This is a genomic window from Myxococcus sp. AB056, assembly GCF_006547365.1.
GTDB lineage: Bacteria > Myxococcota > Myxococcia > Myxococcales > Myxococcaceae > Myxococcus > Myxococcus virescens.
The window spans coordinates 60512-72027 of the sequence record NZ_VHLB01000042.1; the positions used below are offsets into that span (position 1 = coordinate 60512).

The 11516-nt window shown below is 66.3% G+C and carries 12 protein-coding genes; 2 read left to right on the forward strand and 10 right to left on the reverse strand.

Annotated elements, in window-relative coordinates:
• Positions 1-147 precede the first annotated feature (147 nt).
• Together FMP39_RS19545 and FMP39_RS19550 are read left to right on the forward strand one after the other, a co-directional pair.
• Positions 148-1755 carry an FGGY-family carbohydrate kinase gene (locus tag FMP39_RS19545; RefSeq protein WP_141591842.1) on the forward strand — a complete coding sequence of 536 codons (1608 nt, stop codon included), beginning with the start codon at positions 148-150 and terminating at the stop codon, positions 1753-1755.
• A 17-nt stretch (positions 1756-1772) separates the two neighbouring features.
• On the forward strand, positions 1773-3302 hold the full coding sequence (locus FMP39_RS19550) for an aminotransferase class V-fold PLP-dependent enzyme (protein ID WP_141591843.1): 1530 nt from the start codon (positions 1773-1775) through the stop codon (positions 3300-3302).
• Here the strand turns inward: FMP39_RS19550 and FMP39_RS19555 are convergent.
• The 10 genes from FMP39_RS19555 to FMP39_RS19600 all read right to left on the reverse strand — a co-directional run.
• Entirely contained in the window at positions 3290-4582 is a 1293-nt protein-coding gene (locus FMP39_RS19555) for a TIGR02270 family protein (RefSeq protein WP_141591844.1), read from the reverse strand. The genes FMP39_RS19550 and FMP39_RS19555 overlap by 13 nt on opposite strands.
• Before the next feature lie 6 nt (positions 4583-4588).
• Positions 4589-5113, reverse strand: a complete 525-nt coding sequence (locus FMP39_RS19560) for a DUF6484 domain-containing protein (protein WP_141591845.1) — start codon at positions 5111-5113, stop codon at positions 4589-4591.
• Between the two features lie 42 nt (positions 5114-5155).
• Positions 5156-5650, reverse strand: coding sequence for a DUF1629 domain-containing protein (locus FMP39_RS19565; RefSeq protein WP_194858476.1), 495 nt, complete (start codon positions 5648-5650; stop codon positions 5156-5158).
• Positions 5651-5745: 95 nt separating this feature from the next.
• The gene (locus FMP39_RS19570; RefSeq protein ID WP_141591847.1) at positions 5746-6549 is read right to left on the reverse strand and encodes an AHH domain-containing protein; all 804 of its coding nucleotides are present in this window, start codon (positions 6547-6549) and stop codon (positions 5746-5748) included.
• 8 nt (positions 6550-6557) lie between these two features.
• Complete coding sequence (locus tag FMP39_RS19575; protein WP_228559531.1) at positions 6558-6881, reverse strand: DUF4150 domain-containing protein; 324 nt, start codon at positions 6879-6881, stop codon at positions 6558-6560.
• Between the two features lie 68 nt (positions 6882-6949).
• Positions 6950-8014, reverse strand: a complete 1065-nt coding sequence (locus FMP39_RS19580) for a beta-ketoacyl synthase N-terminal-like domain-containing protein (protein WP_141591848.1) — start codon at positions 8012-8014, stop codon at positions 6950-6952.
• A gap of 16 nt (positions 8015-8030) precedes the next feature.
• On the reverse strand, positions 8031-9059 hold the full coding sequence (locus tag FMP39_RS19585; protein ID WP_141591849.1) for a DUF2169 domain-containing protein: 1029 nt from the start codon (positions 9057-9059) through the stop codon (positions 8031-8033).
• A gap of 181 nt (positions 9060-9240) precedes the next feature.
• The gene (locus tag FMP39_RS19590) at positions 9241-10422 is read right to left on the reverse strand and encodes an iron-containing alcohol dehydrogenase (protein ID WP_141591850.1); all 1182 of its coding nucleotides are present in this window, start codon (positions 10420-10422) and stop codon (positions 9241-9243) included.
• On the reverse strand, positions 10416-10733 hold the full coding sequence (locus FMP39_RS19595) for an antibiotic biosynthesis monooxygenase (protein WP_090492690.1): 318 nt from the start codon (positions 10731-10733) through the stop codon (positions 10416-10418). Before FMP39_RS19595 ends, FMP39_RS19590 begins: the two co-directional genes overlap by 7 nt.
• Positions 10734-10820: 87 nt before the next feature.
• Positions 10821-11516, reverse strand: a 696-nt coding sequence (locus FMP39_RS19600; RefSeq protein ID WP_194858477.1) for a polysaccharide lyase, incomplete at its 5' end; no start/stop codon positions are given.

Here is an 11516-nt window from a genome sequence, read left to right on the forward strand (position 1 = left end):
CCCCGGGGGCGGACGAGGGCGCGGGGACTTCTTCCGAGCTTTCAGAAAAACGACGAACTTCCACGCGTCGGTGGCAGGCTGCACGCATTCGTTTCCTAGACTCGGCCGCCGCGGCAGTCGCCCGCCCGGTCTGTCTTGACGCCCGGCATGGAGGGAAGTGTGTCCCACGCAGGTGAGCAGGCCATCCTGGCCATTGACCTCGGGACGTCCGCCGTCAAGGTGGCGGCCGTCACGCTGAGGGGACGGATTCTGGGCGGTGACGTGGAACCGCTGGAGCTGTCCCTGCTCCCGGATGGGGGCGCCGAGCAGCAGCCGGATGCGTGGTGGCGCGCCATCGTCCTGGCGACGCGGCGCCTGCTGGCCTCCGGGGCCGTGCGCGCGGAGGACGTCATCGGCGTCAACTGCAGCTCGCAGTGGTCCGGCACCGTCGCGGTGGACGCGTCCGGAACGCCCGTGTGCCCCGCGCTCATCTGGATGGACTCGCGCGGCGCGCCGGACGTGAAGCGCGCGGTGGGCGGCTTCCTCTCCGTGGAGGGCTACGACGTCCGCCGCCTGATGACGTGGATTCGCCTGTCGGGCGGAGTGCCCAGCCTGTCGGGCAAGGACCCGGTGGGCCACATCCTCTACCTGCGGCGCGAGCGCCCGGACGTGTACCGCCGGACGTACAAGTTCCTGGAGCCGAAGGACTGGCTCAACCTGAAGCTGAGCGGCCGCTGCGCCGCCTCGTATGACTCCATCACCCTGCACTGGGTGACGGACAACCGCGCGCTGGGCCGCATCGCCTATGACGACCGGCTGCTGAAGATGGCGGGGCTCGAGCGGGAGAAGCTCCCGGACCTGGTCCCCGCCTCCTCGGTGCTGGGGCCGCTCCAGGCGCAGGCCGCGAGCGAGCTGGGCCTGCGCGAGGACGTTCAGGTGGTGACGGGCGCGCCGGACATCCTCGCCGCCGCCGTGGGTTCTGGCGCGGTGGGAGACTTCGAGCCCCACCTGTGCGTGGGGACCTCGTCGTGGCTGTGCTGCCACGTGCCCTATAAGAAGACGGACCTCTTCCACCAGATGGCATCCCTGCCGTCTGCCTTGCCCGGGCGCTACTTGCTGGTCAACGAGCAGGAGTCCGCCGGCATCTGCCTCACCTTCCTCAAGGACAACATTCTGTATGGCCGGGATGCGGGGGCGGACATGGATGGTGACGCGCCGGACCTCTACCGGGTGATGGAGGCGCAGGCGAGCACCGTCCCCGCGGGCAGCGACCAGCTCATCTTCCTGCCCTGGCTCAACGGCGAGCGGAGCCCGGTGGACGACAAGTCACTGCGCGGCGGCTTCTTCAACCAGTCCCTGAAGACGACGCGGGCGCACATGGTCCGGGCGGTGATGGAGGGCGTGGCCTACAACTCGCGCTGGCTCTTCACCTATGTGGAGCAGTTCGTGGGCCGGCGGTTGGACTCGCTGCGAATCATCGGCGGCGGGGCACGCTCCGCGCTGTGGTGCCAGATTCACGCGGACGTGCTGGGCCGCGCGGTGCAGCAGGTGGATGAGCCGGTGCTCGCCAACGCACGAGGCGCAGCGTTCCAGGCCGCGGTGGCGCTGGGGAAGCTGACGGTGGAGGAGATTCCCTCGCTCGTGCCGGTCGCCCGCACCTTTCATCCGGATTCGAAGAACGCGGCGCTCTACGACGAGCTGTTTCGCGAGTTCGTCAACATCTACAAACACAACAAGGCCATCTTCGCGCGGCTCAATCGCGCGCGAAGCGCCTGAACCCCTAGGAGTTCGCCATGGCACTTCCAGACTTGAAGGCGCTGAGCCTGCTCAACCACGTTCCACCGAGGCTGCTTTCCGCGGCGGAGCGCTATCTCAAGGCTGTTCCGGGTGTGAAGGGCCTGCTCAACCGGGAGACGGGCTCGCTGCTGTCCGAACTGGAGAGCGGCCTCAAGCCCTACCGCGGGAAGATGCAGTCGTTCGACCACCTGCCGCCGACGGGGCGCCCGCGCGAGGACGTGCTGCGTGAGCTCCAGGCCCTAGAGTCGCAGGAGGAGTACCGCTGGCGGGAGGGCCGCGTGTCCGGAGGCGTGTACAACGGTGACGCGGAGCACATCGCGTTCCTCAACCGCGTCTACGCGCTGCATTCGCAGAGCAACCCGCTGCACGCCGACCTGTGGCCCAGCGCCACGAAGTTCGAGGCGGAGGTGGTGGCGATGACGGCCAGCATGCTCGGCGCGGACGTGGCGAACGCGGGCCAGCCGGAGGAGGCGCGCATCTGCGGGGCCATGTCGTCCGGCGGCACCGAGAGCATCATGCTGGCGATGAAGACGTACCGGGACTGGGCCCGGGAGACGAAGGGCATCAGCAAGCCGGAGATGGTGGCGCCCGCCAGCGCGCACCCGGCCTTTGACAAGGCGGCGCACTACTTCGGCATCAAGATGGTGCGGGTGCCGGTGGGCCCGGACTACCGCGCGGACGTGGCCGCCATGCGCAAGGCGGTGAACCGCAACACCATCGTCATTATCGGCTCCGCGCCGGGCTTTCCGCACGGTGTCATCGACCCCATCGAGGCGCTGTCCGAGATTGCGCGCAAGAAGCGCATCGGCTTCCACACCGACGCGTGCCTGGGGGGCTTCGTGCTGCCCTTCGCCATGAAGCTGGGCTACGACGTGCCGCCCTTCGACTTCCGGCTGCCAGGCGTGACGTCCATGTCCGTGGACACGCACAAGTTCGGCTACGCGGCCAAGGGCTCGTCGGTGGTGCTGTATCGCGGCACGGAGCTGCGCTCGCACCAGTACTTCACGGCGACGGACTGGCCGGGTGGCATCTACTTCTCGCCCACCTTCTCTGGCAGCCGGCCCGGGGCGCTCATCGCCTCGGCGTGGGCCGCGCTGGTGAGCACGGGGGAGCAGGGCTACCTGGACGCGACCCGGAGCATCCTGGAGACGGCGGCGGCCATCAAGAAGGGCATTCGTGACATCCCCGAGCTGCACGTGCTGGGGGACCCGCTGTTCGTCATCGCCTTCGGTTCGGAGTCCGTGGACATCTTCCAGGTGATGGAGCGGATGAGCGAGCACGGGTGGAACCTCAACGGCCTGCACAAACCGTCCGCCGTCCACCTGTGCGTCACGCTGCGCCACACGCAGCCCGGCGTCGCGGACCAGTTCCTGGTCGACCTGCGCGACGCCGTGGACTACGTGAAGTCCCACCCCAGCGCGAAGGGGACGATGGCGCCCGTGTACGGCATGGCCGCCTCCGTGCCCTTCCGTGGGTTGGTGAGCGACCTGCTCAAGAAGTACATGGACCTGCTCTACAAGGTCTGAGCGAAGTCGGAGAAGGGCTGGGAGGGGTGGGAAACGGAAGCTGGGCGCAGCCGCGAGACCTGCGCCCATTGCTCCTGGGCGAAGCCATCGGGATTCAGTCGGACGGCCCCCTTGCTGCGAATGGCGACATTCAGAGCAAGGGCAGGCCGCCGTAACATGGGCGCCTGCTGCAGTGCTTCCAGCATCAGTGCGGCGGTCATCGGTTGTCCGTGTAGATATCGCGTGCCCGGCACGAAGCGCTTTCGCTGCTCCTTCCACCACGCCTCAACGGCCTCGTGGTCAGGGAATGGCAGCTCATCCTCGGGCGCCGGGACGAGCGGGGCATCGTCCTCATCCCCCTCATTGTCTGGTTCCTCCCGACGGAAGGGTCCTTCCACGACCAGTCCGGTGATGGTGGCGATGGCTTCCGCCGCGAGGTGTGCCACTTTCGGATTGCGCAAGAGGGGGAGGCAGGCCTCGACGGCCGCCGGACTCCCACTGGTGCCCAGTGCCCGGAGTACGTCCCCCTGGAGTCCGGGCGTACCCAGCGCCTGCGTCAGCATCTCGATGTCCTTGGGTTGGCCTCCCATCGCCACCAGGAGCGCAGCTCGCGCCATGGCCGGTGTGCGGGCATCGACGAAGTGCCTGCAGGCGCTCCATGCAGCCCGTCGGCCCAGCAACAGCCCCGCGACGAGCGCGGCGTCGCGGACTGTCGCGTCGGGCGAGTCCAGGGAGCGCGCCATCGCCGCAGTGTCGAGTGGCGACAGCCAGCGGCCCACCGCGCGCAGAGCGGCGGCCTGGAGCCGGGGGACTGCGCTGGACAAGAACGGTTTCAGTTCGACACGGGGATGCGGCTGCCGGAGGCTCACGGCATCGAGTGCGGTGGCAAGTACGGACGCGGGGGCCGTGCCTTCCGTCAATATCTTCTCCATCCGTGCCGTGAGGGCCTCGCCCCCTCCCAGTTCCAGCACGCGGCGGATGCAGGACTGTCGCTGCTCCGAAGCCTCGTCAAAGTCATCCAGCAGCGTGTCGAGATGCGCCGCCGTCGAATCCGACAGCAAGGTGAAGGCGGCGGTACAAAAGAGGCCAGCCTCCTCTTCTTCGAGCGCGGGTCGCAGTAGCCGCTCGACGGCGAGCGCTCCGCCCTCGCACAGGCCTTCCACGTGCGCCTGCAATCGCTCCTCAGGCCCGTCGATGACCTCTCGCAGCACGTACCGAGGCGAGCGTAGCGAACGTTCCCACTGTCCCCAGAGAAAGGCCGCTTCGTTGAGATGCTCTTCGAGGATGTCCCAGAGAATCATGGACACCTAGTTGACCTTCACCGAAGCGCCCTTGATGCGATTGGTGCCTGTGGCGTGGGTTTCGACCATGGTACCCCGGATGACGACCTTCCCATTGCGCTGCAGCGTGATGGTGGCTTCGCCACACCGGAGCACGACCTCCTCTTTCCCCTCCAGGACGACTCGCCGGCCATCTACATGGGCATCCAAGGCGGATTCAGAGGCGGCTGCTCCCGAAAGCAATGCCTCGACCAAGGGCGAGGTGGACGCCGGTTGAAGCAACCCGATGAGCACCGGCCGCGACAGGTCATCCTGCTCGAAAAGCAGGACCGCCCCTGGCCTTCGCGCGGTGGCGTCCGCCAGTACCTTGTGGCTCATGGGGATGATGGTGCGCGCGGAAAGGGGACCCGCCGTATTTCCCTCGAAGTCCACCTGTGGATTTCCCTCTCCATCCAGGCCCACGAGCCAGCCGAACCGAGGCCCCCGGGAGTCGACACGCGGCTCTTTCGCATCTCCGACGAACGGAACCGTTTCACCAGTCTTTGCGCGCATCGGCTTCTCTCCTGCTTTGGGGACTTGCCTCGCGACCGCTTGTCAGACGCCCGCGTAGCCTTCAGCGGGTTTGAACTGGAACCCCCGCATGCCTGACTTCTGAAGCACTTCCTTGACCGACTCGTGGACGATGAGGACGGACGGCTTCCCGAAGAGCCTGAACAGCTTCGCCCCCTGGACTTTCTGGGGGGCCAAATGCAGCTCCTTCAATTCGAAGATGGTGTTCTTGCCCAGGGGCTCCGCTGGGAAGCCGGCCATGGGCGTGAAGACCGACGTCTCCCGGTTCATGCAGTCAATCAGGCCGACGACATTGGCCGCCTGATGGCCGGACGTCTTCTTGCCCGATGCCTCGTCGATGAGCGTCAGCGGGTAGTAATCGACGTTGTCGACTCCGGCTGATTCCAGGGCCTCGCGGAAGCGGGGGGAAAAGACCAGGGTGGCGGGAGACGCGCTCATGTAGTCCACCATGTCTCCCTCGGCGCCCACGCGTTTTCGCGCGGTCAGGGGAGGCAGAGGGCCCAGTCGGGCGCCGCTCATGAATGACACCTTCTTCTTTTCGAATCCGGGAATGGGATCCAGGTACAGGCTCGCTGCGTTGTCTTCGGCGGGCCCATAGCGAATGACGTGGTACATCAGACTCCCTTTGAGGCGATGCGTTGCGTGTTGTTGAGGATCTGCTGTCGCTGCTGCTCCATATAGCGTTGCCGCCGATCCTCCAGGGTGCGAACCGCACTGGTATAGACTGACAGCGAGTTCAAGTGCAGCCCCCAGAACTCCACGCCACTGGCTTGTTGTCGGATGCCCAGGATCCGAGTCTGGACGAACAGCGAAGCTTGCATCAACTGCTCTGAAAGGGCGAGTTGTAATGCGACATCTTCTTTGCCCTGGCAGACCTCTGCGTACGCGTTCTCGATGTCATCCAAGAGATCCGCGATGGGGGAGGTGTATGCGCCAGGATGGCTGCCGTTGTGCTGCTGCAGGAGGTGGAGCGCGACGTCCGCCTCGTCTTTGGGCAGGAGCATTCCGTTGGAAACGCCGTTGATGTCCCATCCAGCGAGGACGGCGTTGTCCTTCAAGGTCGAGGTACTGTCCAACTGCTCGACAGGCAGGATGTGATGGGCCTCGACCCGATAGGGATGCGTCTCCGCTTTGAGCGTGATGGTGCCATCCTTGCGCTGGTCCAGGTACATCTTGCGGACGTTGGTTTCGCCATGACCTCCCTTGGCCCATGGTTCCAGGTTCTTCCCGTGCAGGGTGTCCCGTAACTTTTGGCCCTGGCGCGACACGTTCCCCGTTCCTTTCGGGTTGTACTCCGCGTCGAGGTCCTTCTCGTGTCCCTCGCAGTTGGACCACTTGCACTTCTTCTTGTCTGGGGCCTTTTCCTCGTCGGCCTGCTTCGCGGCAATCCCGGTGGCACCATCAAATTGATTGGGCATGGTGGGTCTCAACCCATGATGTTCTTCTTGTTGTGGAAGAGGGGATCACCCATGCGACACACGTTCTTGCCCTCGAACTTCACGTCGAAGGAATAGAGCATGAATTCCGCCTCGCCCTTGGTCGAGCCACTCACGACTCCTCCTGCTGAACCGGCTTCATCGCCCGCGGTGAGGCTGTACTTCGCGCCCTTGACCATGGGCATTTTTCCCTCGACCACGACGGATTTGGGGCCCTTCGCCGTATCGCTCGACTTGCCAATGTTCGGGTATGGAATGGGGACGGGGCCGGAGGGCGTTGGCGTCTTGCATACGTCAGGGAAGACCGTGTTCATGCCTCCGCTCCCCTGATGCACCACGCCTCTGAAATTGACGAAGACTGAACTTGGCATTGGCTTTTCCCCTATGACGGCATGGGTCCCCTGCTGACGAGGGTGGCGGCGCGCGGAGCCGTTTCGGAAGAACACCAAGCAAGGCATGGCCCGGGCAGGTGGCCTCTCTTCAGCCCGAGCGCCGCGAGTCCAACGAGGACCGGGCCAGTCGCCGCCCCGAGGTCTCCGAAGCAATCCGCGGGGTGCTCCATGCGCAGTTCCGGGTGCAGGGCCTCTCGGTTGCGGATGAACGCCACGCCCCATTCTTTTGCCCCGAAGCTCTCACCGTTCAAGCTCGCGAACACGGTTCGAATCGGAAGGCCAGAGGCCCCCTCGACAGCGGCGCGGACAGCATCTGCCAGTCCATCGCCCAGATATGGCTGTTCGCTATACCGATGTCCCTGTTCCTCTCCCAGGCCCGGAGCGGACACGTGGGCTATGGCCCTGGAGTTAGGGAGGATTTTCTGCGCGGACAGCAAGAGAAACCCAGCGCCTTCACCTGGTACGAAGCCATCCAAAACTTCCTCCGCATGAACCCGTCCCTCCTGGTCCAGAATGCCGAGCACTCCAGCGTCCACATGGCTGTCGACGCCCCCAACCAGGACCGCGCGCGCCGTACGGCTCTGCAGCAAGGCGAGGGCGGGCTTCAGCAATTCCAGTCCCGCAGCCCTGCCGCGGGCCGACAGGCGGCTCGTTCCCGCGGCGAAGCGAATACCCGTTTGAAGTGAGAGCCGTTGAAGAAATTGAGCATCCAGGGGCCCTTGCCGCCCGGGAGTGGGCTCGGGGCTCGCAAGGAGCAAGGGCAGTGGCTCCTCCTTGAGGGGGGCGGCAGCCTCCTGCAGTGCATGGGTGGCGAGCCGGAGCATGCGGGCCTGCCGTGATGTGAGCGAGTGCTGGGCAGCCAGTTCCGGAACGAGGGCCGGCAACGCCTCGTCAGGCAGGGAGGCGAGGATCATCGGGCGTCCCTGACGGTTGATGAAGTCATGCTCGCGGAGCCGGCTGATCCCCGCGCGAATGGCGGTGGCACTCGCTGCGGCCCTGAGCCCGACTGGCGTCGTCATTCCCACTGAGTGAATCCAGGCGCCGTCGCGTTCCATGCCCATGCTCCACGCCCTACGGTTCCAATTGCAGCTTGTTCAGACGGGCCACGACGTGCCGGACCTGAAGCACCTTCTTGTCGCACGGAACAGCTGCACGCCAGAGCATGCACACGCGGTGCTCATCTGGCTCGATGAGTACCGTCTCAAGGCTGGCTCGCGGCGTTTCCTGCTTGCCTGCGACGTCGACTCGGATGGCGGGCTCACAGAGTGGCAGGGTGAATTGGCACACGCGTTCCTTTAGCGCATGCAGGATGGAAACGGTCTCACCGCCCTTCAAGAAGGCTGGGGCAATCAGGTCCGAGGAGGCGACTTGGAAGAAGCGCTCGTCGAAGTCGGCCGGAAGGAAGGGGGCGCGGCGCTTGCGCCATGTCTCGTCGTACGTCCCAACGTATTCCTTGCGTGGTGACCAGGAGGGCGCAATGGGCGCGAAGCAGGCGGGTTCCGCGCGATCTCCTGCTTCGGCGACCGGACGGCGTGGATCCTCCAAATTCGGGAGAGGCAGTCCGACCAACTCCGACATGCCGCGTTGCCCGCGAAAGCCTCGTCCCACCGGATTACGTGCCACGAACAGCGATTTGCCTGAGGGCGTGACATGGGTTCCGCCAAAGGCACGCTCGTAGGTGAGTGGCATGGTCAGAAAGGGCTCGGGAGAGGAAATGCGGGGCCCCCAGACCCCTGCGCGCCAGGAGCGATCTCCAAAGACGCGGATGGCCTTGGTCAGCCTGCCGACAGTGAGTTGGACATCCAACTCCGATACGGCCTTGCCCCGAGGCGCATGTGCGTTACCGACGAGCAGGACATCCGTGGATGTCTTGCATGGATGTCGCTCGCCTGCCTGGCGCAAGCTCGATGCGGCCTCTTCGTTCCAGGGGACATCGGACACCCGGATCGGCACCTGCTTCTCGGCCACGGCGAGGCTTCGCACAGGCGGCCGGAGGTCGAATGTGCCTTTCATTGCCACGTACAGCGTGTCGACCCCGCGCGGATCCGGAAAAAGGTCGATACCGACCTCGAATGGCGTGGAGTTGGTCACCTGCAGCATGACTGGGCCCCTGGGTTAGTTCATTGGCATGGCCTTGGTTGTTAGCACTTGGGGTGTTGTGAGTGCAAATGTCCGAGGCTCATGCCTGGTGCGTCTGCATGTGCGGGGCATGTGTCTTGTGTTGGACGTTAGTATTTGGCTCTGCGGGGTGACACCATCAGCCGAAGTGTCACCCGTCTGCTTAGAGCGACCGGCTGGCGATTTCCGCCAGCTCCGCGTCCGTCAGCACCAGGGGATTGGCCTTCATGCTGCTGGCCTCCTTGGCCTTCGCGACCAGCGCGGGCACCTGGGCCTCCGTCAGCCCGTAGCGTCCCAGCCCCGGCACGCCCAGCGCCGCGCGAAGTTCGTCCACCCACGTGACGGCGTCCTCGGCCCTTGCATCCACCCGCCCCGTCAGCAGCGCTGCCAACTCCTGCACCCGGGGCAGTGATGGATGCGTTGGCGCACGGGCCCGCAGCGCGCGCAGGTTGACGTCCAGCACCGCGGGCAGCAATGCCGCGCACACCGCGCCGTGGGGCGCTTCGAACATGCCTCCGAGGGGCGCAGCGAATCCGTGCACCGCGCCCAGGCCAGCATTGGCCAGACACAGACCGCCGAAGAGACTGGCCAGGGCCAGGTCCTCGCGGGCGGGCGCATCCGGACCGTCCAGCACCGCGCGCCGCAGCGAGCGGGCCGACCTTCGCAGGCCCTCGCGTGCCAGCGCGTCCGTCAGCGGGTTGGCGCGCGCGGAGAGGAAGGGCTCGATGAGCTGCGACAGCGCGTCCATGCCACTGGAGGCAAGCACGGCGGCGGGCGCCCCCGTGAGCAGGTCCGGGTCCACCAGCGCCACGCGCGGCAGCATGTGTGGACTGCGCAGGCTGGCCTTCGCCTTCGCGTCCTTCGAGCCCAGCACCGCGTTGCGCGTCACCTCGGAGCCGGTGCCGGCCGTGGTGGGGATGGCCATGAAGGGCAGCGACGGGCGGGTGAGCGGCTGGCCCCGGCCAATGACTTCCAGGTAGTCCAGCGGGTCGCCCCCGTTGGCGGCGAGCGCGGCAATGGCCTTGCCCGCATCCAGCGCGCTGCCTCCGCCCAGGGCCACCACCACATCGCAGCCCGCTTCCGCGACGCGCGCGGTGCCTTCACGAGCACGCTCCACGGTGGGCTCGCCGTCCACGGAGAAGACAGTCACCCCCAGGCCCAGGCGCTCCAATGCGTCGTGGAGGGGCCGCGCGCGTGTGGGATTGGCGCCGGTGACGAGCAGCACCCGGGAGCCCCCGAGGCCGCGAATGATCTCGGGTGCCTCAGCCAGGCGGCCCGGGCCGAAGAGGACGCGGGTGGCGGTGGCGAACTCGAACGAGGAAGAAGCGCTCACGTCCGTCACCACCCGGCGTCTTCGGGGAAGCGGTTGACGAACTTCCGGCTGGTGCGGGGCTCCGCCATCATCGGCGCCACGGTGTCGCGCCAGGTGAGGTAGTGCGCCGTCTCCTTGTGCGCGGCGGGGGCCTGCGGCGTCCGGTACGCCTCCACCAGCACGAAGCGCGTGGGGTCCTCGGCGTCCTGCAGGACGTCGAAGCGGGCAATGCCAGGCTCCTTCACGCTTTCGCGCGCATTGGCGAGCGTGGCCTGGTGGAAGGCGTCCACGTGCTCCTGCTTGACGTGGACCTGGACGTGAACGACGAGGAGACTGTGGGACATGCCCCGGAAACTACTCCGGGCCGGGGCCGCGTGGGGACGCGACCTCCGGCCCGGGTGGGGGCAGGGGTGTTGGCTGCCCGTCAGTCGCTACGGGGCCTTGAGGACCGCCGTCGGGCTGATGACGTCTTCCAGCTTGCGGGCCATGGTCCAACCGTCGTGGTAGACGATGCCCACGGGGCTGATGGTGTCATTCCGGTACAGGCCGACCTTCAGGTAGTTGAGCTGACCCTTGTACTGCGTGGCGATGTAGCGCTTGGGCAGCACCACCTTGCCGTCCAGGTACAGCTCCACGAAGCCCACCTTGGAGTCCGGCGACCACTTCACGTGGAAGATGAAGTCCAGCCAGCGGCCGCGAACCAGCGGCGTGCGCCAGACGATGGTGCCCGGGTTGCCGCCGATGTTGAGGCGAATCTCCTCGCCGTAGACGTAGAACTCCACCGGGGGCGAACCGGAGTTGCCCTCGTGGTGCCACTGGGTGAAGAGCTGCCACGTCTTCGCGCTGGGGAAGCTCGAGTCGAACATGGTGCTGAAGCGGTAGTAGTACTCGGAGCCCGTGGCCTCGCGCGTCATGCGCACCAGCTCGTTGCGGTTGCCGCTGGAGTTGATGGGGTCGTCGCCCTTGCGCACGGTGGCCTTGAGGGCGTAGCGGCCCTGCCGCGCGGGCGAGCTCACCACCGCCAGCCGGTCCGCGCTCACCATCTGCGTGTGGCTCCACTGGGAGCGGCTGTTGGTCTCGAAGTCACCGACCCACACCACGCTGGCGCCGGTGCCCGGGGGCGGCTG

What these genes read in the sequence shown, in the direction of transcription:
- FMP39_RS19545 (WP_141591842.1), top strand. Translation starts at nt 148, where the DNA reads ATGGAGGGAAGTGTGTCCCACGCAGGTGAGCAGGCCATCCTGGCCATT.
- FMP39_RS19550 (WP_141591843.1), top strand. Translation starts at nt 1,773, where the DNA reads ATGGCACTTCCAGACTTGAAGGCGCTGAGCCTGCTCAACCACGTTCCA.
- FMP39_RS19555 (WP_141591844.1), bottom strand. Translation starts at nt 4,582, where the DNA reads ATGATTCTCTGGGACATCCTCGAAGAGCATCTCAACGAAGCGGCCTTT.
- FMP39_RS19560 (WP_141591845.1), bottom strand. Translation starts at nt 5,113, where the DNA reads ATGCGCGCAAAGACTGGTGAAACGGTTCCGTTCGTCGGAGATGCGAAA.
- FMP39_RS19565 (WP_194858476.1), bottom strand. Translation starts at nt 5,650, where the DNA reads ATGAGCGGCGCCCGACTGGGCCCTCTGCCTCCCCTGACCGCGCGAAAA.
- FMP39_RS19570 (WP_141591847.1), bottom strand. Translation starts at nt 6,549, where the DNA reads ATGCCCAATCAATTTGATGGTGCCACCGGGATTGCCGCGAAGCAGGCC.
- FMP39_RS19575 (WP_228559531.1), bottom strand. Translation starts at nt 6,881, where the DNA reads ATGAACACGGTCTTCCCTGACGTATGCAAGACGCCAACGCCCTCCGGC.
- FMP39_RS19580 (WP_141591848.1), bottom strand. Translation starts at nt 8,014, where the DNA reads ATGGAACGCGACGGCGCCTGGATTCACTCAGTGGGAATGACGACGCCA.
- FMP39_RS19585 (WP_141591849.1), bottom strand. Translation starts at nt 9,059, where the DNA reads ATGCTGCAGGTGACCAACTCCACGCCATTCGAGGTCGGTATCGACCTT.
- FMP39_RS19595 (WP_090492690.1), bottom strand. Translation starts at nt 10,733, where the DNA reads ATGTCCCACAGTCTCCTCGTCGTTCACGTCCAGGTCCACGTCAAGCAG.